Consider the following 21,842-nt stretch of genomic DNA (forward strand, 5'->3'; position numbering starts at 1 on the left):
CGTTTTCATTTGCGTCCCACTCAAAGCGCGATCAGCGCAGATCGAAACGGTCCAGGTTCATCACTTTGGTCCAGGCCGCGACGAAATCCTTCACGAATTTGCCGTGGGCATCATCGCTGCCGTACACCTCAGAAATGGCCCGCAACTGGGCATGTGAGCCGAAGACCAGGTCGACCCGCGTGCCCGTCCATTTCACTTCGCCAGTCGTGCGATCACGTCCCTCGAAGGTATCGTTGCTCGCCGAAACAGGTTTCCATTCCACGCCCATGTCCAGCAAATGCTTGAAGAAGTCGTTGGTCAGCACCCCGGGCCGTGAGGTGAAGACGCCGTGTGTGCTTTGGTCCACATTGGCACCCAGCACTCGCAGGCCACCCAGCAGCACCGTCATCTCGGGCGCTGTGAGGGTCAACAACTGCGCTTTGTCCACCAACAGCTTCTCGGCGGACACGTTGTACTTGCCCTTGAGGTAATTGCGGAACCCATCGGCAATCGGCTCCAGAAACCCGAAGGATTCCACATCGGTCTGCGCTTGCGAGGCGTCCACCCGGCCTGGCGCGAACGGCACGGTCACCTGTTGACCGGCCGCCTGGGCCGCCTGCTCGACCGCCGCGTTGCCGGCGATCACAATCAAATCAGCGAGGGACAGGTGCTTGCCCTGCCCGCCGTTGAACTCGCCCTGAATCCGCTCCAAGGTTTGCAACACGCTCGCCAGTTGCGCAGGCTGATTGACCGGCCAGTCCTTTTGCGGCGCCAGACGCAGCCGCCCGCCGTTGGCCCCACCCCGCTTGTCCGAACCACGGAAGGTCGAGGCCGCTGCCCAGGCCGTGGACACCAGTTGAGAAACGCTGAGTCCCGATGCCAATACCTTTTCTTTCACGGCCGTGACGTCGCTGTCGTCCAACGACTGTCCCTGCGGCGCGGGCAGCGGGTCCTGCCAGAGCAGTTCTTCGGTGGGTGTTTCCGGACCGAGATAACGGGCCAACGGGCCCATGTCGCGGTGAGTGAGCTTGAACCAGGCGCGGGCGAAAGCATCGGCCAGTTGCTCGGGGTTCTCCTTGAAGCGACGGGCAATCTTTTCGTAGGCCGGATCGAAACGCAGCGCCAGGTCCGACGTCAGCATGCGCGGCTCTTGCCGCTTGTTCGGATCATGGGCGTGGGGCACGGTGTTGGCCCCACGGCCATCCTTGGGCCGCCACTGATGAGCGCCTGCCGGGCTTTTGGTCAGCTCCCAGTCGAAATCGAAGAGGTTCTCCAGGTACTGGTTGCTCCATTTTGTCGGGGTTGACGTCCACGTGACTTCCAGGCCGCTGGTGATCGTGTCGCCCCCTTTTCCGGTGCCGAACTTATTGCGCCAGCCAAAGCCCTGCTCCTCCAGCCCCGCCGCCTCCGGCTCCGGCCCGACGTTGTCCGCCGGGCCCGCGCCGTGGGTTTTACCGAACGCATGCCCGCCGGCGATCAGAGCAACGGTTTCCTCGTCGTTCATCGCCATGCGGCCAAAGGTTTCGCGAATGTCGATGGCCGACCTGACCGGATCCGGGTGGCCATCAGGGCCTTCCGGGTTGACGTAAATCAAGCCCATCTGCACCGCAGCGAGCGGCTTTTCCAGATTCCGATCACCCGCAGTGCGGCTCTGCTCCTCGCCATGTTTAGCAGGCTCAGCAACCAGATCGCCCTGCCCCGGCTGCTCCATGTCCTTGTGGGCGCCGTAGCGCTCCTCGCCGCCAAGCCACGTGGTTTCCGAGCCCCAATAAACGTCCTGATCCGGTTCCCAGACGTCCGCGCGTCCCCCGGAAAACCCGAACGTCTTGAAGCCCATGGACTCGAGCGCAACGTTCCCGGTGAGCACGATCAGGTCCGCCCAGGAAATCTTGTTGCCGTACTTTTGCTTCACCGGCCAGATCAACCGCCGCGCCTTGTCCAGGCTGACGTTGTCCGGCCAACTGTTGAGCGGGGCAAACCGCTGCTGTCCCGAACCCGCCCCGCCGCGCCCGTCCCCGGTGCGATAGGTCCCGGCACTGTGCCAGGCCATGCGGATGAACAGCGGCCCGTAGTGACCGAAATCGGCAGGCCACCATGGCTGGGAGTCCGTCATGAGCGCCTGCAAATCGCGCTTGACCGCCGCAAAATCCAGGCTCTTGTACGCCTGCGCGTAATCAAAGCCCTCGCCCATCGGATCGGACAGCGAGGAATGCTGGTGAAGAATGTTCAGGTTCAACTGGTTCGGCCACCAGTCGCGGTTCGTGGTCCCACCGCCAGCAGCGTGGTTGAACGGGCACTTCGATTCATTAGCCATGATGATCTACCTTTGATCGGATCCACCCTCCCGTCGCCCCTGCAAAGCAGGCCGGGAACAGACGACTGAGCTCAGTCGCACAGGGTGCTTGTTGTTATCGCCTTATCAGGGTCAAGCGCAGCGGCTTGCGCCGACGCTAACTAGCGTAGTACTGATCGCCGAGAGGTCTAATAGGCGGAGTGTTGGGGGGTGATAGAGAGGGGCTTTCAGGGGATTTGGCTGCTGGGGGTTGTGGAGGGTGACAAATCCTTGACCAGCGCCTCATCGACAATCTGCGAAACCCCGTTCAATGCCGTACGCAGCAGCTCAGGCTCGGTGCGATAACGAAGAGGCGTATAACCGTAGGTATTCGCGCCGTTGAATGGCGTGATGTATTCCGTACGCTGCCAGACCAGTTCATCGCCGCGCTTTAGGACGCCGGTGACATTGATGGTGGGATAGACCAAGATGCTAAACCCTTGAGTCAGCGCAAAGCCCCAATTATTTACTGTCAGTTGGAGCACAGCGTCCGCGGTCTCTTGTTCACCCGCCACCTTGAAGCGCCCTGTCGCGACCAGTCGTTCTTCAAATCCTTTTCTGACCATATCCCCCCAAATTGATATTGGCGGCGTTCATGTTGTAGACAATGGCTTGCACCGTCGACATCGAAGCAAGATCCCCCGCCTTCATCCCCGCTGCAAACCCGGCACCCGAAAGTGCCGCCGTGCCAAGATGAGAAGCCTTGACCGCCGCCCCCGCCGCAACCCCCACACCCGCACCCAGCGCCGCGCCCCATGCCTGCTCTTGACCCATGTAGGTGATGTTGTCGGTTGACCAGACCACGGGGAGGACTTTGATGGTGTGGATTTGGGATTGGTATTCGGGTTTGAATTTTTGGTTGGTGCAGGCGGTAATGGCGATTAGCAATAGTGTATAAAAACCGATTTTCCTTAATGCTTGCATGTCGTTACCACCTATAACTACCTGATATTGGTTATTACTTGCGATCAATAAAAACGAAGATTCACCCAGAACTGAAAATTATGTTAATTACCCCATCTCAAACCTATCCCGCCCACTTAAACACAAGAACCAAGAAGAAAAAAATTCATCAATAATCGGCTTAAATAATAAGCAACAATAGATACCAAGAGAATTTTACCATTAGTATCAATATCAAAAATCGATTTCCACCCCTGCAACTTTGTTCAACCCAAAATTATTAGTGAATGAAATTCTCCCTAGTTCCAAAGCATCACAACATTGACCACCCTCACCAACATCTGGATTTTCACCATTTGAAATAAAGTGAAAAATTAAAAACACAGAATAGGAACCACCCCAAGCTTAGTGCTTAAGACGTACGATTCCATACCGTTGGCATCAGGGACTATTTTTAAACTGTTACCATTTTCAAAAAGCATAAAAAGAGAACAGTCAGACCCAAACCAGTTCGCAATACTTTATTATTTAACAATGGAAAAACATTTACTGCAGTACTGAGCACCTCTCCATCACCAATAGTGACATCACCCGCCACAATGCATATATATTTACACCGCACTAAAATTGTCGAGCCATTGTCAAATAGCAAAATCTGCGACCCAATACCGACAATCAACCCCGTCATTATTGAGCCTGTGATCTCATGCAAATCATTACCATTTATCATGTACTTTACCTTTTTGGCGGAATAGTGTCTGGGGGATAGGGTACATGTGTTTCCCCTTTCGTGCCCGTTCCTCCAGTTGCTGGATTAATCGGCTGGCCATTCTTAATCGAAATCCAGTAACCATTTTCTGGCCCTGGGATAAGAGCCCAGCCGACAGGCATCGATCTTATTTAGGTACTGCCCTTCGCACCTGGATCTGTACCCGTCAGATAAAATATGACACTTCTTTCTACTCGCCCCGGTTTACTAATACATTCTGCCGGAATAACAGCCCTTGCGGCGGATTGGTAAAGACTTCTAAAACAGACGGCACCTTGGGTCCACCACTTACTTTAGGGCTGGCTAGGTAATCGATAGCTTTCTGAATTCGACCGGGGGCTGCTGCACCCTCTCATTGCGATCAGACCTACCCTCGACCAGAGCATCCCCCACGTTGTTGTAGATAACCGCAGAGAACGTATCGGCAATCACATTGATGGCAACTTGGCCGAGATTGCTCCATAAGCTGCTGCCTTGTACAAATATCTACCCTAGGGACACCGACTGTGTTGCCATCTGGCAAGTTACATTGTCCTGTCATTGCAGCCAAGTCATCCGCGGCGGCAAGATAAAAAACTTCGCTTCATCTTTGGTATCGCTAACCAAGTGAGAATGATGAGAAGCAAAACGACATTTTTTTATCTTCAAGCTCACTCAACTGATAACGCATCCTATCCAATCCAGAATCCAGCTTATTAACATTCATGTGCATCAGCTGGGTTAATCCACCGCCAAAATCATGAGACGCAAATTGGCTAATATCAATGAATCTGATACGTATAACATCAGCCCCTACCTTTTCAGAGGCCGAAATAGATAGAGACAAATCATAACTCATATTATCCACATTCAACTGGATGCTAATTGCATGCAAGCAGTTGTGAGCGACAAGCAATTCATTTAATTCTGGAAGACTAATCATTATTGATCCTCGTCTCTTTCCCATTGGAGCCATAGCCCGGACCATATTCATAAATATGGATGTGGGGGTCGGAATGATATTCCGCAGGCTTTTCTTAATTACCATATCCGTGATTAGTGTAATCCGTCCTTTTAACCTGCCGACCATACTGGTCGTACTCAATTACAGAGTTTTCTAATTTTCCAGTCGCTGGGTTGTACCTCTCCTGCGTCACGATCCCCGTTCCAGGGGTCGTTTGATGCGGTCTCTTCCCCGCAAGCACCTCGTCTGGAAACGTTCCTTCCGTTGCCGCTGCTTTCGTCCCGTCCGTCGCAGCCGCATCTACCCCTTTTGCCCCAATAGTAGCACCGTCTACCGCCTCACCCGTTGCTTTTGCAAACCACGAACCGGCCTTCCCAACTATAGCGGCTAATCCGAGGCCAGAAAGCTCTCCGGCCATGAACTCGCTCCACGCCTTGACGAACTCAGTCGCTGGCTGAACGCCTTCAAATCCCTGGCCTTGCGAGAGTGCCCGTGCGGCCTGATCCATTTCATTAGATGACGCTCCCCGATTTTGCATGTACTCCATAAGGGAAGTTGCCGCTTGGCCATATTCGCTCAGCCCTGGAGGCAGGTGATCGCCAAAGTTGTACTGGGTACCGTTCTGCGCGACCCATACACCGGTTTTAAGGCTGTCACCGCTAGCATTGCTCTGTGTGGACGCGGCAAGTAAGCCAACCAATTGCGAGCTCATGCTCAATAAATTCGGATCACCCTCAACCAGTTTATTAAGGTCGGCCACCACAGCTTCATTAGCCCCAGCCGCCAGCGCCCCAGTCCTAAAATCGCCACCGCTGATTTGGGCCAATAAGCCACCGACAACGGCGTGAACCATGATCTTTTGCAGACTGCCGTCAGCAGATGGAATGTAATCCCCACCGCATGGAAGCTCGCCGCCGCCAGGGTGTTAAATAAAGTGCTCTGCAGGGCAGAGCCCAGATCACCACCTTGACCCATGATCTTGCTCAGCGCTATCGACGTGCTATTTTGCAAACCTTGGTTGGTGGCGAACTGAGCAATACCTTTCCAAGTACTGAAATTAGTGGTGATTTTTCCTGTTACAGGGTCGGTAGTGGTGCCAGTCCATTCATCGAAATAACCAGCGGTCATACCCGCCGTGACGCCCGAAATGGCGTACCCCTTGAGGGCATCCTTAGAGGTCACGTCTTGGATGACGGCAACGAGATTACCCTTGTTGTTGATCACGCTGACAGCCGCATTACTCGCCATTGGCGTCAGTGCGGCAGTTGCAATTACATTTCCAAGTCCCGCAGCGGTACCTGCAGTGGCGGCTGCTGTGGCCGTACCCGCTGTCCCGACTGTTGCCGCGGCCATTGCGCTTCCGGAGCCTGCGGTTGCACCTGCTGCCGAGGCAATTGCAGCGCTAGCCGCACCGGCGGTGAGATACGTGACCAAGATGGCGATAGCCAGTTGCGCCCCAACCCCAAGCCCGAGTTGCTGTACTTATAGGCGTCGTGGGTTTCTTTAATCAGCTTCCAGTCAACATCCCCACGTTTCTCCGCATCCTTGAGCCAAGCAAGGTTCGGATCAGCCTTGACCATCGCATCAATCGCTTCGCTGACGGTCTGCTGATTCACCTGCTTCACATCAATGTGCAGGCCGTCCACCGCCTTGATCGCCGAGTTGCCTTTGGCGATCAACTCGCTCTGACGCAGGGTTTCGTCCGTGCTGCCTTTACCCGACATCGAGTTCCAAGCCAGGCTGCTGTTGCTCTTCGCGTGACTCTCCTGATGCAGATCCTTCACGCCCTCGAAATCAATGGCCCCGCCACTGTTCAACGTCAGGTCTTTACCGCTGTCGAGTTTGGCCACCTGATAGTGCTGGTCGCCTCCGCTGACCAGCATCATGTTGCCGCCGGAGGTGATCTGGCTGCCGATGTTGGTGACTTGGGTCACCTCATCGCGTTGGGTTTTCTTCTTGCCGAAGGAGCCTTTTTTCTCTTTGTCGTAGAGCGAGTAGTCGCTGTCCTCTGCTGCCAGGATGTCGAGCTTGTCGCCTGCGACCAGGTAGGCTTAGTCGCCTGCGGTGATATCAGATGTGACTTGGCTGACGTGGCATTCTTGGATCGCGTAAACGAAGGACCTAGGCGAGCGGATTGCCCGCCTGCGCAAAGAGCACCGCATCACCCAAACAGAAGTTGCCGAGCGGCTGGGCGTGACCCATCAGGCCATCCAAGCCCAAGAATCCGGCAAGCGGCGTATTCAGATAGCGGCGTTGCCAGAGTTGGCCCGACTCCTTTCGACCACACTCGAAAATCTGTTTGGTCAGCAGCAGGAAACCACTGTGCGTAAGCGTGGCCCTGCTCCGAAATGGCGGCAGCAACTGGAAGCCATCGACCAGCCACCGAAGAGGCAACAGAAATTTGTGGCCAGATGCTCGATGCCCTGATCGCTCAGGTTACGACCAAGGCGAGCAGCGAAGGAAGGAAAATTTTGCAGTAATTAAAAAAACTGCGACTATATCCTGAAAAATCGATAAAAAACGTGTAGGACAATCATGAATAACAAGCAACTGAACGAAACAAGCAAGTTTCTAAGCTATATCTTGCGCCATGAGCCTCACACTATCGGATTGCAACTCGACACAGAAGGATGGGCAGACATAAACTCTTTGATTACCGGCGCAGCGAAAGAAGGCCGCGTACTTGACCAGGCAATAATTCAGACAGTAGTAGATAGCAGTGACAAGAAACGCTTTACCCTCTCCGACGATGGCCAGCGTATTCGAGCCGCACAGGGACATTCAGCAGCAGACGTAAACCTCCAACACGTGGAGAAAGAACCACCAGAATTCCTCTACCATGGCACTGCAACACGCTTTCTTGAATCTATTCTTCAGCAAGGATTGATTGCAGGCTTACGCCACCACGTGCATCTATTGCAGGAGATTCAGACGGCTATCGCGGTCGGACAGCGCTACGGTAAACCAGTGGTTCTGAAGATTGAATCCCTGCGGATGTACCAACAGGGATTTAAATTTTTTCAGGCTGAAAATAGTGTTTGGTTAACTGAAGCGGTTCCCGTTAATTTTATTTCAAAAAATCAACTGCCCGACAGCTCATCGGATAAAAATACGTCTACAGCCAACACATGAAAAGCAAGATTCTCTGACAAAAACTGAATGCTGAAATGCCTGAACTTCGGCGGTTCGTGACTCGACACGGAACGCCATGCTTTCAAGTTATTCCTTACTAATTCGGAGTCTGTAAACTCGGTCAACTTACCAAGCCGAAACTCACTTGGATCACCATAAAACTCAAAAATAGCACCTCCAGGGAATGGCTCCCGAATAAAGCACCGCACAGACTTGAACGCAACCTCCCGCCTTAAAGTCAGTACAATCTCTTCGCTATCAACTATAACTTCCTTCTCATACTCAATACCAAGTATTACATCCGAGCCAACGGAGTGGAATGATACTCTTGACTCACCATATCCTGGCAGCCACTCATATGGATCAAGTATTAATTTTGGCTGACCTATTTTCATGGACGCACTGACCTTAATTGCTCTGCGCCTGTCGGCGGCAATTTGTTATTTTTTAACTGATCTGCTGCCAAATCATTGAACGTCTTACCTGGATAAGCCTCAACACCTGTCTGATTTCGCCCGAACCACTCAATTCGAGGGATACCTGCCTGCTCAAGCGCGGTAGAAGTTCGCGTATTCAAAATAAGGCGAGTACCATTCATATCTACATAATCAACGGGAAGCTGATTCGGCTTAATTGTCCCAACCCTCAAAGCGCCGGCCAAGTCATCAACTGTCTTGATCGGTGTGCCGGCCAGCTCTGAGTATACCCTTTGCCCATCCTCACTGAAGGATCGATCAGACTTGATTTTATTTTGAGCAAAATTTGCTTCTGTTAACGTCCCTCTCTCTGCATTAGCAAGGGTAACTGCGCCTTCCGCGCCACCCGCCGCTTCAAACCTTGTCGACGCGGAGTAAGCGCCATCGGCTTTCGTCAAAGCCCCTAATTCAGCTAGCGTCTTTATACGATTGGCTGGAAGAAAATTCAACGCAAATTCTACATCGCTTTGCGCCCTGATCTCGGCGCTCGCAAAATAATTCCCTTGCATGTCGTACAACTTCGCCAGCGCTTCCTTGGTCTGACTGGTCTCTACTGCTGCCCCCAAGCTTTCGAACGGATTTTTGGACAGTCCCATGATGCCGTTTGTCACGGCACTAGGGTTCATCAGTGCTGCCCAGGCCGACGCTAGTGAGCCCGTAAATCCAGCATTTGCACCTGCGATGGCTCCGCTAGCCGAATTCGCCACGTTTGATGCGGCGGAAGAGAAATCGGGCGTGACGGCCAGATTGTTCCTGTAGAACGCCGCGTATTCGCCAAGGAGATCACCGGAGTAGATACTTTGAAGATTCAGTAAATTAATGGAGCTATCCGCATACTCAGCCGCGTGATTGCTTCGGTAGTTTGCGAGCAGCACTATCGTGTCCGCCGATGAATAGGTTCGCTCTGGCCCCACCGATGGTATGTCTCCACCAGGAGGAGCATAGGTGCCCGCTAAAGGCGCCAGCGCTATTCCCAGATATTTCAGCGTCAGGTCGCTCGGCACTTCTCCCTGCTGGGTCAGCAGGCCATTCCAATCCCTATCGGTGTAGTACACCAGTGCCTTGGCAAGTTTCTGTTCAGCCTCCGCTGGGCTGATGTTTGCTTCTTGAGCAAATTGGGCAGCTTCTTTTTTGATAAGCGGGATTTCATCCGGGTGCATTTGGCGGTTGTATTGATCCGCCATTAATGAAATCCAAGCCGCCTTATTCACATCGTTGCCGCTCAAACCCGCGGCTGTAAGCCCCACAATTTGAGCCATGCCCTGGCGCAACTCGGGATTGTTGTCAAACATTGCTTTCAAAGCACCAGCCGAGGCTTGACTGGCGCCTGCAGCTATAGCACCGGTCGCAAAGTCCCCGCCCGTTGCTGCTGACACTGCGCCACCCATAAGCGCGTGTAAGAAGACTCTACCGGCACCGCCTTCACCCCAAAGAGCCATTCCAGCCGGGTCGTTATTTCCGAGCGCTGTGAGGTACTGTTTCTGGGCGAAGTCACCTACCTGACTGAATCCAACAGCGGCAGCGACAACGCCGGCTTGACTGGCAATATTTCCCAGTAAGTTATCACTAAGGCTTCCGCCTTTAACCGCCGTTTCAATGACTGCCGACGTTACACCTTGGGCGCCTAGATGAAGTGCGAAGCCTCGAACACCTTCAACTGTTGTTAGGTCGAATCCTTTAGTCAGGCTGTTGAATGGCTTAGTTGTACCTCCTAGCTTTGCGTCGATGACACCGGTAGTAAATCCAGCGACCATTCCCGAAATAGCCGCATTTTTTAATGCTTCACTGCTGAATGTTTCTTTTAGCGCAGCCCCTAAATTGCCCTTATTGTTGATTACATTGACAGCGCCTGTACTGGCCATAGAGGTCAATGCCGCGGTCGCCATGGCATTACCCCATCCAGCTGCTGAAAATTGGACCCCGGCAGCCAGGGCTTCAGAAGTGGTGGCTGCCGCCATGGTCGTTCCAGCGCCAGCCTCAACCCCAGCCATTGTTCCGATCGCGCCGCTCGCGGCTCCCGAAGTCAATACTGTAGTGATAATGATGATCGCCAACATCGCGCCTTGGCCCAAGCCCGAGTTGCTGTACTTATAGGCGTCGTGGGTTTCTTTGATCAGCTTCCAGTCAACATCCCCCCGCTTTTCCGCATCCTTGAGCCAGGCAAGGTTCGGATCCGCCTTGACCATCGCATCAATCGCTTCACTGACGGTCTGCTGATTCACCTGCTTCACATCAATGTGCAGGCCGTCCACCGCCTTGATCGCCAAGTTGCCTTTGGCGATCAATTCGCTCTGGCGCAGGGTTTCGTCCGTGCTGCCTTTACCCGACATCGAGTTCCACGCCAGGCTGCTGTTGCTCTTCGCGTGACTCTCCTGATGCAGATCCTTCACGCCCTCGAAATCAATGGCCCCGCCACTGTTCAAGGTCAGGTCTTTACCGCTGTCGAGTTTGGCTACCTGATAGTGCTGGTCGCCTCCGCTGACCAGCATCATGTTGCCGCCGGAGGTGATCTCGCTGCCGATGTGGGTGACTTGGGTCACCTCATCGCGTTTGGTTTTTTTCTTGCCGAAGGAGCCTTTTTTCTTTTTGTCGTAGAGCGAGTAGTCGCTGTCCTCGGCTGCCAGGATGTCGAGCTTGTCGCCTGCGACCAGGTAGGCTTCGTCGCCTGCGGTGATGCGGCTTGAGGTGACGGCAAGGTTCTGCCCGGCGCTCACGGCGAGGCTGCCGCCTGCGGTGATGTCGGTCGAGACCTGGCTGACGTGGTCTTCCTGCACGGTCAGCTTTTTGCTTTTCGACAGCGAGTGTTCTTCGTCCGCCGCCGAGCTGATGTTGACGTTTTCGGTCGCGGCGATGGCGATGTCACGTTTGGCATCGATCTGCGTGGCGATGGCGTTGACGTCGCGTCCCGCCTGGACCGACAGATCACGCCCTGCGCTCACCGTTGAGCCGATCTGCGTGATGTCGCTGCTGGTGTGCTTGCTGTCCAGCACGAGGCTGTTGACCACTTGACTGGAAACGAGGTTGACGTCTCGCCCAGCGTTCAGGGTCATGTCACGCCCGCTTTGCAGCGCACTGCCGATGTTGTTGATGTCGCGACCTGCGGACATGCTCAAATCGTTGGCGGCTTCGATGCGGGCGGCGCTGTCGGCATAGTCCTTGTGCAGTTGGCCGCGGGCGTCGCTGTCGAGGGCGGTGAGGGTGCGCTCGTTGGTGACGTCGCCGCCGATGGCGGTCACGGTTACGTCGCGACCGGCGATGATGCCGCCTGCCTTGTTGGTGATGTCGTTACCCGCCAACAGATCCAGCCGGTTGCCAGCCTGAATCAGCCCGCTGTTGACCAAGTCCTTGCCTGCCATGGCCGACAGGTTGTTGGTGGCTTTGAGGGTGCCGACGTTGTCGAGGTTTTCGCCTGCGATGAGGGTGACGTCGTTACCGGCGATCAGCGCGCCGTTGGGTGCGAGGCGGTTGTCGGCTTGCGCCAGGTACAGCACCGGCACCAGCACTTTTTCGCCATTTACCTCGTGCTCTTCAAGCCAGACGATGTCGTGGGTCAGCGCGGCGACTTGTTCGGAGGTCAGCGACACGCCAACGGACAGGTTGAGCTGTTCCTTGCTGGCGATGGCGTTGTTCATCAGGTACTTGAACTGATCCTCGTTGGAGGTCTGTCCATCGATGAAGGCCTGGCCGGTACGTGCGGTGACGGCCTGTTGTACGAGGCGTTGTTCGTAGAGGCCGTCGCCCAGGCGCTTGGCGCTGGTGTCCGGATCGTAACCCAGGCCCGCCAGCAGGTAGTCCGAGCTCATGAACTGCTTGAGGTCGGTGAGCACGGGGTTGGTTTCGATGAGGTATTTGCCGGTGCTGGGTTTGGCAGCGTAGCTGGGCAAACCCTGGACCCTGGGGATGCTTTGGGTGGTTGCGGCGCTGACGGTCGGCAGCAAGACGGTCGCTTGAACGTTCGCCGTAGCGCGAGGAACGGGGCCGACGCTGGTCGCGCTGACAGGTTCGGAAGTGCGGACCGGCCGGACGACGCCTGCGTTGCCTGCCTCGGTTGAGGTGGAAGTGTTGGCGCCGCTGAAGGTCCAGGTTCCAGACCGAGTCCCGATCGGCGCTGCATCGGTTCCACTTTGGGTACTTAGACGAAACAGACCATTCTGGCCGGTCGGCAGGCTGAAGCCGGGCAAGGTGGTTGGGTTGACCTGCTGTTGGGCGAGGTCGGGAGGCAGTTGAGCGTCGAGGCGAACGACGACGGCCTTGCCGGTGCCCGCCGCCAGGGTGTTGCCGACTTTGTTAGTGCCGCCTGCCGAGGCGTAATTCTGGTGGATTACGCTATTTTGCAGATCCTGGATGGCGCTGATGGCGACGTTGCCGCCTGCTTGAATGACCGCACTGCGCCCGGCGCTGTTGGTGCCGTCCTTGGCCACTTCTACGTCGCTGACCAGGGTCATCGTGCTGAGCCCGGCAGGTAACGCCAGAAGGTTGTTAGGGTCGTATTGTGAGGCTGGCTGAGACCCGAAGCTATAACCAGAACGCGTGAGACTCGAGACATTCGCATTGGTCTGCAAATCTGTGACGTTCGTAACTCGTATAAAACCGCCGTCGTGCCCTGGCTCTCGATTGTTAGTAAAAGTGACTTTGGCCAGGCGCAACTCCCCTGAAGGCGCGACATAGTAGACGTATGGAAAATTAGGGTTATCACGCTGGTTATAAGCGACCACATTCGCCATGAAGCGATTGACGTCCCCGTCTGTAATTTCATGGCCATTGACGTCGCCGCCATAGAAGTACGTCAGGGTGCGCTCGACGGTCCCGCTGACGGCTCCGATGTTTTTAACGTTGTCCGCTTGAATGGAGATGTTGCCGCCAGCACTGAGGGTGCTTTTGCTGTTGAGGAAACTGCTGCCGGTGAAGGAGAAGTTGCTGCCCGCCGTCAGCAAGGCTGAGGCGCTGGTATCGCTGTCTTCACCTGCGTTGAACGTCTCCCTTGCAACGAAGTTGACGGAATAGTGATCGCCACTGCAATCCAGGCATTGCATTGCGATAAACCCTGAAACCAGCGTGCGTCCCACCGCAAAGTTCTGTGCCCCATCCGAACCTTGCGTACGGTTCTCGAATGCGGTGGCGTTGATTGAAAATACGCCGCCGCTCTCCATCGATCCGGACACGTTGGCGACCTGATTGGCGCGTGCAGTGCCGTATCCGCCGATGTTCAGGTTACGCAGGCTGTAAAAATCACCCGTCAGGTTGCTCAGGCTGGCAACGTTCAACTGCATGTCCGCGCCGCTGAAGATCAGCCCTTGCGTGTTGCTGAGCGTCGGCGTCGTCACGGTCAGGGCCTGAGCGGCGCCCAGTGTTCCGTAGTTGGCAATGGCCCCGGCGTTGAACACCATGTCGGCCGCTGACGTCATGCGGCCATAGTTGTTCGCCTGTCCCGAGACATTGATGTCGGTGCGAGCACCGCCGGCGATGCTGGCCGCGCTGCCCAGCGCCAATTGGCCTGCGCCCAGGCCGAGCACTCCAAGGCTGGTCAGCCGGCCGTTGCCAGAGTAGGTACCGCCAAGCGTCAGATTCAGCGTGCCGTCACTGGCGATCAGGCCGTCGTTGTTCCAGTTGCCCCCCGATCCTGTCAGCGCCTTCGAAGCCAACAGCTGCCCACTTGCGGTCTGAGTAAAGTTACTGACGTTGACGTTCAGCGTCCCTGCTTGCAGCACGCTGCTGTTGGTCCAGCTGTCCGCATTGAGCGTCAGCGCACCGCGAGTAACGAAGCTGCCGCCAGCATTCATCACGTTGGCGGTGGAAATACCGAAGTTGCCGCTGCCTACGTGCAGCACACTGCCGCCTGCGTTGAGCAGGTTGCCTACGCCCAGCGACAAGTCGGTGTTGGCGGTTTCCAGGATGCCGTTACGGTTGTCGAACAGGCCGCCGATCTGGAACTGGGTAACGCCGCCAGTGCCCAAGGCGCGGATTTTGCCGGTCTGATTGGCGACGCTGGCCGCCTTGATACTGAGGGTGCTGTAGCTTTCGATGATGCCCAGGCGATTGTTAAGGGCGCCGGCCAGGTCAAGGTCGATTTGCTGACCGGCGATCTGGCCGTCATTGTCGCCGCTGTTATCGAAATGGTTGCCGGTGACGTTGACCTTCTGCTTGGCGTACAGGCCGCCTTTGCGGTTGTCGAAATCGCCGTTACCGGTGTTGATGAACGCGTCGCCGCTCTGCGCAGAAATCCGCCCGCCGTAGTTGTCGATGCCTGCCAACGCCCGAATGTCGAGGCGCTGAGCCTGGGTAATGCCGCCGTTGCGCGTGAGGTCGTAACCGTTTTTCAACACGCCGGTGATGCGGGCGGTGAACGCGTTCTGCAGGCTGGAAAGCACACCGCCCCGGTTGTCGACGCTGTTGGCGGTGAGGTTGAGATCGCCGCCTTGAGCGATGATCTTGCCGGCCTGGCTGTCGATGTCGCCGCTGACAGTCAGGTTCAGTGCGCCCTGGCTTTGCAGGGTGCCTTGGCCGTTGGCGAGGCTCGCGGCCTGCACCGTCAGGCCCGCGTTCTTGCTGTAGATCAGGCCGTTGTTGGCGTTCTGGATTGCGCCGCTGACAGTGAGCAGCAGGCTGTCATTGGCGGCGACGGTGCCGCGATTACGGTTATCCAGCCCACCGGTGAACAGGGTCAGCGCCCGTTGGCTCGCCAGTTGGCCGCCTTGGTTATTGACCTGCGATGCGCGGCTGATCAGCAGGTCGCCCGCACTGGCGAGCTTGCCATTGGTGTTGGTCAGGCTGCCAAGCAGGTCAAGGGAAACACCTGCGTTGCCCGCGATGCTACCGGCGCTGTTGTCCAGGCCGGTGCCCGTGAAACTCAATGCCTGTTGCGCGTTGACCGTGCCTGCGGCGTTACCCAGTTGAGTCGCGTTGATGGTCAAGGCGGCGCCGCTGTCGATAAGGCCGTTCTGGCCGTTGTCCAGCAGGCCGCTGACGGTGTAGGTCTGCCCTGCTCCGCTGGACAGAATCCCACCGCGGTTATCGAGGCTGGCGGCCGTGACGTTGAGTGCCTTCTGGCTGACCAACGCGCCGTTGGCAGTATTGAGCAAGGCGCCGGTCAGCGCGACCCCAAGGTCGCCGCTGCGGCTGGAGAGCGTGCCGCCGTTGCGGTTGTCGAGGCTGCCGCCGCTGACAGTCAGTCCCTGCCAACCGGAAATCAGCCCCGACTGATTGAGCAACGAATCGGCCGTCAGGCTCAGGGTCCGGTTGCTAATCAGCTTGCCGTCGCTGTTGTCCAGCGTGCGGCCTATGAGGCTGTACGTCTGGCTGCTAGAGATTTCACCGTCGGCGTTTTTCAGGTCACGAAGATGATTGATGACCAACGGATTCTGCGTAGCGATCAGGCCGTTGCTGTTGTCGAGATCCGAGCCGTTCAGATCAAGGTTCAGCGCGGCGGTGCCCAGCAGTTTACCGCCGACGTTGTTGATGCCGGTGGCTCGCACGTTGAGGGTTTGCGCGGCGTTGATCAGGCCGTTATTGCCGTTGTTCAGCAGACCGTCGAGGTTGAGGTTTAGATCGCCGTCAGTCACCACGGTGCCCGATTCGGCGTTGTTCAGGCTGGCAGCCTGCAGCGCGATGCCCTCGGCCGCACCAAGGGTCCCGCCCCGGTTATCAAGGGTCGTGCTCACGTTCAGTGAGAGGCGTTGATCCGCGCCGACGTCGCCACCGGCGTTATCCAGGCTTGCCGCCGAGAGGGTGGCATTGCCTGCGGCTGACCATTCGCCATTGCGGTTGGACATGGCCCCATAAACGAGCCCGTCCAGATTGGTCTGGCTGCTGAAGCGGCCACCGTCATTCAGCAATGTGCCCGCGTGCACATCCAAGCCATTGGCCGAGACCTCGCCTCTCAGGTTGCTGAGCTGCCGATTCACGCGCACGACCAGGGACTGATCACTGATCAGCGAGCCATCGTCGTTTTGCAGGTCGCTCGCGGTGAAGGAAAACGCCTTGGCGCTGGAGATTTCTCCAGCCTGGTTGGACACCTGCTTCAGGTTCTTGAGCAGCAGTTGCCCTGGCGCCGTGATGAGGCCGCCCCGGTTATCCAGCAGACCACCATTGAGGTCCAGGGTGACATCGCCGTTGCCGTACAGCTGGCCGCCATTGCGTTGGTCCAGGCCAGTGACGAACGCGCTCAGGCCCAAGGCGCTGGCAATACGCCCGGCTTCGCTGTTGTTGACCTGCTGCGCGGTCAACTGCAAGCGACCGCTGCTGGTCAAGCTGGCAGCGTGGTTGTCGAAAGCACCGGTCTGTACAGTGACCCCGACGCCTGCCAGGCGGCCGCCCGTGCTGTTGTCGAGGGAAAGGCTTTTCAGCACGAGCGCCGAATCCGACAGTAATTCGCCCCCTTGGTTGGAAACGGCATTCGCTGCTGTCACGCTCAGCGAGCCCGCGCTGGTCAAGCTGCCGGCGTCGTTGGCAACGTTGGTCGCGTTGAGGCTCAGCGCGGAATTACCGCGCACGGTGCCGCCACGGTTGTCCAGCTCCCCGGCACTGAGTTGCAGATTGCCATTGGCGGTGAACAGCCCCAAGCCGTTGAGCAACTGCCGGGTGATCGTGGCTGACAACCCCGTGGCGCTGAAGACTTTGCCCTGCTGGCGGTTGTCGAGCAGATCCGCGTTGATTGTCAAGCTCGTGTTGCTGCTGATCAAGCCATTCTGAGCGTTGAGCACCTGAGCGGCTGTCACCCCGGTGCTGCCCTGACTCAGCATGCGACCCGACTGCCGATTGTCCATGACCGCAGCCGAGACCTGCAGGCTCGCCTGGCTGCTCAACGTGCCGCCTTGGTTATTCAGCGTCTGGGCAACAGTGGCTTGCAATGCGCGGCTGGCCGTGACGCTGCCTGCGTTGCGCAGGTTCTGCGCATTCAGCGCCACATCACCCGCCGCATTGCGGCTGTTGTCGGCGTTCACGCCCGCCTCGACGATCGCATTGTTGGTCAATTGCCCGTTACTGCTCAGGCTGATGCGATCACGCGCGGCGATGTTCTGCTGGATGTTCAACGCGCGGCGATGTTCTGCTGGATGTTCAACGCGTCACGGGTCTGCACGTCGACGTTGCTACCGTACATCGCGCCTTGCACCTCGGCGCTGGCGGCTTTGACGTTGACCGCGCCGTTGGCGGCGACCTGGGCCATGCTCAGTTGGCCATTGGCGTCGATCTGGATATCGCCAGCGCTGGCGGCCAGGTTGCCCGCGAGTTTTACGCCAACACCTGCTTCGGTGCCCACCAGGCGGATCGCGCCTGCGTACATCCCGCCGAGGGCCGAGCTGTCGATGGCCAGTTGCGGCTTGGCGCTGCCGTCATCTGCCAGGGGGGTGGCGTTCAGGGTCTGGGCGTTGACGTCGTTGCGGCCGGTGACGATGTTCAGTTGTTTGGCGTGCAGCTCGGCGTTGATTTTCGCGCTGCGGGTGATGATGTCGAAGCGATCGACGTTATCAGCGTTCAGCCCCTGCCCGTCGATGGAAACGCTGCCGCCGTCGACGTGGAAACGGTCAATCCCGCCTGCGCTGTCGAACACGGGTTTGCCGGTGGTCAAGGTCACTTGCGGCGTATTGATGAAGCCGCAGCCGTTGCAACTGATGCCGTACGGGTTGGCGACGATGACGCGGGCGGCCTGCCCTGCCACTTCGGTATAGCCCTTGAGCTGCGTGGCGTTGGCACCGGTTACTTCATTGAGGATGGTGCTGGCGGCGCGGCCATTGAGGTTCTGGTTGCCCACGATGATGCCGCCCAACTGCGTGCTCTGGGTACGGTTGGTGGCGTTGTTGAGAATGACGCCTTGAGCACCGACGTTGTACTGCTGATATTGGTTATGGGACAGGCCGCTGGCGTTGGGTGCGGCGATGTTGACGATGGGCACGCCGTTGCCGGCCTGGCCCAGCGTGGTGTTGGTGGTGCCACTGACGGCAATGCCATCGGCCTGAACCAGCAGCGGTTGCCAGAACATCGCATTGGCCAGGATAAGCGCCAGGCCGCGCTTGGGCAGGCCGCAGAAAGTGCTGCGCTCGGTCAGTTTCGCGGAAGGCTGGCGGGCGAGGAAATCAAAGAAGCGAACGTCCATGTCAGGGATTCCGGCGAAGCGTCAGAGGAAGAAGTCGAGGCGAAAATAGATCGGCGACTCGCGCTCGATCACGCCGCCAGGACGTTCCAGAGAGTGGGCAAAGGTGGCACTCGCCGCGACGTGCTGGCCGCGGGCGAAGAATTCGAAGGCGTTGCTCGACAGCCGACCGTGTTCGTCGCCGTTGTAGCGATCATTGCGGATGACGCCTTGGTCGTAACCGACCGCAGCGCCGTAGTCGCTGAACACAGGGCGCAGCCAATCCAGGGTCACCGGACGGGTCAGGCGCAGCTCGTTGCGCCAGTAGCCGCCGCTGTCACCCGAGAGAAACTGGTCCTTGTAGCCACGCACCGACGCCGAGCCGCCCAGGCTGGTGCGCTGCGGGCTGAACAGCACGTCTTCGCTGCGCTGGCCGGTCGCCAGGCTGGTGAAGGTCAGGCTCTCGCCCCACAGTTTGAACGGCTGCAGGTAACTGACCGTGCCGGTGTATTTGCGGTAGCGCGCGTCAGGCTCGCCCGGGTCCGGGTGATTATTATCTTGAGCGCCCAAGGCGCCGATGCCTTGCTGCATGCCCAGGTCAACGTTGAGAAACGCCCCGCCGATGCGGCGGCCATGGTTGATACCGTATTGCAACTCGGTGATGCGGTTGCTACTGAGCGCCAGGCGGCTGTCTTCGACATAGTTGTTGGTGCGCACGTGCGACACGCCGATGTTGAGCGACGTCTTGCTCAGCGCATCGCGGTAGACGACGCGCTCGGCGCGCACCTGATGGGTCTGGCTGTCGCCGGTCTGTTTGAAGGTGAAGCCGTCAGCTTGCCCTTCGGAGCGGTAATCGCTTTCGTTATAGCTGTAACTGAAGTTCCACCAGCCCCATGGCACGTTGTAAGCCAGGGCAGCATTGTGCGAGGTGTGGGCCGAATCGGTCATGGCGTCGTGGCCACCGCGCAGGCTCAGTTGATCGGCCAGACCCAAGGGGCTGTCCCACTCAAGGCCGGCGTTCCACTGCTGTTCTCCCGTGCTGCGCTGGCCGTCGTTGTTGCGCGACAGGTTGACGCGCCAAGGCTTCTGCGGCGTGTTTTTCACCACCACATCGCTGCCCCCCACCTGCTGGCCAGGCGTTAGCTCCATTTGCGCCTGGTTGGAGGGCAAACGGTTGAGCTGATCGACCATCTGCTCGATCTCGCGCAGGTTGACCAACTGCCCTTCCCGCCCGGGAAACGTCATGGCCAGTTCACGCTCGGTCAAGCCGCTGTCGGCATCGCCTCCAAGCTGCTCCAGCCGCCCTTCTATCACCAGCACCTGCAGATGGCCTTGCGACAGGTCCTGTTGGGGCAGATAGGCGCGGCTGGTGACCCAGCCTTTCTCGATGTACAGGTTGGTGATGACTTTGAGCAGCTCATTGAGTTGGGAAACGCCCAGGCACCGACCCAGATAGGGTTGGGTCAAACGACCGCGCTTGGACTCGGATAGCGAGTCACCACCTTTAAGCTCGATCGTGTTGATGGTGAAACAGCGGGTGTCGGGCACCGGGTTCGGCTGCGCAGGTGCAGGTGGCTGGCCGGGCAAACTCTTCAGTTCGTCCAGCCGGCGTTCTTGCTCCTGGAGCAAGCGTTCCTGACGGTCGCGGATGAGGTCTTGTTCGCCCGGCGTGGGCGCGGCGTTAGCAACCAGCTGTAGTGCGGTCAGCAGACAAAAGAGCTTAATTTGGCGTAAGGGAAAACCCACGAAACATCCTTGCAAGAGCACGGCATATCAGCGGGTTTGGATCCTATTTAGCCATTTATTTGGCGTCAATTGAAAAGCTCCAAAACTATCCTTTCGGGCGGGGCGACCTGTCCTACACGCCCTGTTACGCTGCCACCCTTCTCTGTAAAGGCTCGCTCTGATGACCCACATTCGTGTGATGACCCTGGACGATTACGATGCTGTCCTCGCCCTGATGCGCCAGACACCCGGCATTTCTATCCGGGATGCCGACTCGAGCGAGGCCACGGCCCGTTATCTGCAACGCAACCCCGGCATGAGCTTCGTCGCTGAAACCGAGGCCGGGCTGTGCGGCTGTGTGATGTGCGGCCACGATGGGCGACGGGGTTATTTGCAACATCTGCTGGTATTGCCCGCGTTCAGGCGGCGGGGCATTGCCGACGCACTGGTTCAGCGGTGCTTGGCCGCCCTGGAAGCACTGGGCATCGGCAAATGCCATCTGGACGTTCTCAAGGACAACGATGCCGCGGCCCGCTATTGGCTGAACCGCGGCTGGCAGTTGCGGCAGGACATCGACCGCTACTCCTTCACCCGCCCCGGCAACGAGAACGCATGAAGCGCTGGCGCTGACGGCCAGGGGCCGACGCCCATGGCGATCGATCGGGGTTCCCAGATCACGCCTGGCCGGTGGCTTGGCTCAGTGCCACGGCGTCGGCACCTGCAGGGATGCGCATCGGTGCGGCAGGGTCGGTCACTGCGCGCCAGACAGCCTGCGCAACATCCCGAGCATGGGTGACCGGCGTACTCGTATCGCGGACACTGGCGAAGACCTGATCGCGGAACGCCACGTACGCTTCAGGGATGTCCGCGGCCATCAGACGCCGCGCGTTGTCGCCGAAGCGTGTGTCCGGTGCCCGCCCCGGCAACACCAACCGGACCCGCACACCGAAAGGCTCCAGTTCCAGCGCCAGCGATTCGGTGAAGGCATTCACCGCGGCCTTGCTGGCGGTGTACACCGCCAGCAACGGCAAGGATTTCAAGGTCACGGTGGAGGTCACGTTCACCACCACACCCGCCCGTCGCTGGCGGAAATCAGGCAATACCGCTTGGGTCATGGCCAAGGTACCGACGGTGTTGGTTTCGAAGACCTCGCGCACGGTGGCCAACGAAAGACCTTCGACAGGGGCTAGCAAACCAATGCCCGCGTTATTGACCAGCGCGTCAATGGGGCCTGCTTCGTCCAGGCAGCGTCGAATGCTGCCACTGTCGGTCACGTCCAGTGCCAACAAACGCAAGCGCTCCGAAGGCTCGAACAGATCCGCCCGGGGCGTGCGCATCGTCGCGATGACGTTCCAACCCTGGTCGAGGAAGAAACGAGCAATGTCCAGGCCAAAGCCAGACGAACAGCCGGTAATCAAGACGGTGGAAGCGGTGGTCATGTGCAAACTCCAAGGAATGAGGGACAAGCCCACCATAGAACGAAGTTGCCAGACGGAATACACTTCAACGTCCTGTTA

At 57.7% G+C, this 21,842-nt stretch carries 12 protein-coding genes and 1 pseudogene; 2 read left to right on the forward strand and 11 right to left on the reverse strand.

Annotation, left to right across the window (positions count from 1 at the left end; all coding sequences use genetic code 11):
* Window positions 1-31: 31 nt before the first annotated feature.
* The 7 genes and pseudogenes from katG to N5D61_RS11805 all read right to left on the reverse strand — a co-directional run bounded on the left by katG (window position 32) and on the right by N5D61_RS11805 (window position 7,320).
* On the reverse strand, window positions 32-2,293 hold the full coding sequence (gene katG / locus N5D61_RS11775) for a catalase/peroxidase HPI (protein WP_279892809.1): 2,262 nt from the start codon (window positions 2,291-2,293) through the stop codon (window positions 32-34).
* A gap of 206 nt (window positions 2,294-2,499) precedes the next feature.
* The gene (locus N5D61_RS11780) at window positions 2,500-2,877 is read right to left on the reverse strand and encodes a hypothetical protein (RefSeq protein ID WP_279892811.1); all 378 of its coding nucleotides are present in this window, start codon (window positions 2,875-2,877) and stop codon (window positions 2,500-2,502) included.
* Window positions 2,858-3,235, reverse strand: coding sequence for a hypothetical protein (locus N5D61_RS11785; protein WP_279892813.1), 378 nt, complete (start codon window positions 3,233-3,235; stop codon window positions 2,858-2,860). Before N5D61_RS11785 ends, N5D61_RS11780 begins: the two co-directional genes overlap by 20 nt.
* 433 nt (window positions 3,236-3,668) lie before the next feature.
* On the reverse strand, window positions 3,669-3,944 hold the full coding sequence (locus N5D61_RS11790) for a hypothetical protein (RefSeq protein ID WP_279892815.1): 276 nt from the start codon (window positions 3,942-3,944) through the stop codon (window positions 3,669-3,671).
* Window positions 3,945-4,581: 637 nt separating this feature from the next.
* Window positions 4,582-4,905 (reverse strand): hypothetical protein, encoded by a 324-nt coding sequence (locus N5D61_RS11795; RefSeq protein WP_279892817.1) that lies wholly within the window; start codon window positions 4,903-4,905, stop codon window positions 4,582-4,584.
* 622 nt (window positions 4,906-5,527) lie between these two features.
* Window positions 5,528-7,004, reverse strand: a pseudogene (locus N5D61_RS11800) (DUF637 domain-containing protein); the annotation flags it as partial.
* Between the two features lie 43 nt (window positions 7,005-7,047).
* Window positions 7,048-7,320 (reverse strand): hypothetical protein, encoded by a 273-nt coding sequence (locus N5D61_RS11805; RefSeq protein ID WP_279892819.1) that lies wholly within the window; start codon window positions 7,318-7,320, stop codon window positions 7,048-7,050.
* 141 nt (window positions 7,321-7,461) lie between these two features.
* Between N5D61_RS11805 and N5D61_RS11810 the strand changes: the two genes are divergently transcribed.
* Window positions 7,462-8,058 carry an RNA 2'-phosphotransferase gene (locus N5D61_RS11810; RefSeq protein WP_279892821.1) on the forward strand — a complete coding sequence of 199 codons (597 nt, stop codon included), beginning with the start codon at window positions 7,462-7,464 and terminating at the stop codon, window positions 8,056-8,058.
* Between the two features lie 391 nt (window positions 8,059-8,449).
* On the opposite strand, the gene N5D61_RS11815 is transcribed toward N5D61_RS11810, so the two are convergent.
* Genes N5D61_RS11815 through N5D61_RS11820 form a run of 3 tightly spaced genes read right to left on the reverse strand, consistent with a single transcriptional unit; the run spans window position 8,450 to window position 20,325 of the window.
* Entirely contained in the window at window positions 8,450-17,563 is a 9,114-nt protein-coding gene (locus N5D61_RS11815) for a DUF637 domain-containing protein (RefSeq protein ID WP_347881577.1), read from the reverse strand.
* The gene (locus N5D61_RS26475; protein ID WP_347881578.1) at window positions 17,560-18,624 is read right to left on the reverse strand and encodes a filamentous hemagglutinin N-terminal domain-containing protein; all 1,065 of its coding nucleotides are present in this window, start codon (window positions 18,622-18,624) and stop codon (window positions 17,560-17,562) included. The genes N5D61_RS11815 and N5D61_RS26475 overlap by 4 nt, the downstream gene beginning before the upstream one ends.
* A 21-nt stretch (window positions 18,625-18,645) precedes the next feature.
* Complete coding sequence (locus N5D61_RS11820) at window positions 18,646-20,325, reverse strand: ShlB/FhaC/HecB family hemolysin secretion/activation protein (RefSeq protein WP_279893073.1); 1,680 nt, start codon at window positions 20,323-20,325, stop codon at window positions 18,646-18,648.
* A 181-nt stretch (window positions 20,326-20,506) separates the two neighbouring features.
* On the opposite strand from N5D61_RS11820, the gene N5D61_RS11825 reads away from it, so the two are divergent.
* Window positions 20,507-20,941 (forward strand): GNAT family N-acetyltransferase, encoded by a 435-nt coding sequence (locus N5D61_RS11825; RefSeq protein ID WP_279892823.1) that lies wholly within the window; start codon window positions 20,507-20,509, stop codon window positions 20,939-20,941.
* A gap of 58 nt (window positions 20,942-20,999) precedes the next feature.
* On the opposite strand, the gene N5D61_RS11830 is transcribed toward N5D61_RS11825, so the two are convergent.
* Window positions 21,000-21,764: an SDR family oxidoreductase gene (locus N5D61_RS11830; RefSeq protein WP_279892825.1), complete on the reverse strand. Its 765-nt coding sequence runs from the start codon at window positions 21,762-21,764 to the stop codon at window positions 21,000-21,002.
* Window positions 21,765-21,842: the final 78 nt, after the last annotated feature.

Origin of the sequence: Pseudomonas sp. GD03842, from assembly GCF_029841165.1 — a bacterium.
In the GTDB taxonomy this organism is placed as follows: domain Bacteria; phylum Pseudomonadota; class Gammaproteobacteria; order Pseudomonadales; family Pseudomonadaceae; genus Aquipseudomonas.

Excerpts from the sequence above, each read along its gene's own strand:
- katG (WP_279892809.1), bottom strand. The coding sequence starts at position 2,293 with ATGGCTAATGAATCGAAGTGCCCGTTCAACCACGCTGCTGGCGGTGGG.
- N5D61_RS11810 (WP_279892821.1), top strand. The coding sequence starts at position 7,462 with ATGAATAACAAGCAACTGAACGAAACAAGCAAGTTTCTAAGCTATATC.
- N5D61_RS26475 (WP_347881578.1), bottom strand. The coding sequence starts at position 18,624 with ATGGACGTTCGCTTCTTTGATTTCCTCGCCCGCCAGCCTTCCGCGAAA.
- N5D61_RS11825 (WP_279892823.1), top strand. The coding sequence starts at position 20,507 with ATGACCCACATTCGTGTGATGACCCTGGACGATTACGATGCTGTCCTC.
- N5D61_RS11780 (WP_279892811.1), bottom strand. The coding sequence starts at position 2,877 with ATGGTCAGAAAAGGATTTGAAGAACGACTGGTCGCGACAGGGCGCTTC.
- N5D61_RS11790 (WP_279892815.1), bottom strand. The coding sequence starts at position 3,944 with ATGATAAATGGTAATGATTTGCATGAGATCACAGGCTCAATAATGACG.
- N5D61_RS11830 (WP_279892825.1), bottom strand. The coding sequence starts at position 21,764 with ATGACCACCGCTTCCACCGTCTTGATTACCGGCTGTTCGTCTGGCTTT.
- N5D61_RS11785 (WP_279892813.1), bottom strand. The coding sequence starts at position 3,235 with ATGCAAGCATTAAGGAAAATCGGTTTTTATACACTATTGCTAATCGCC.
- N5D61_RS11795 (WP_279892817.1), bottom strand. The coding sequence starts at position 4,905 with ATGATTAGTCTTCCAGAATTAAATGAATTGCTTGTCGCTCACAACTGC.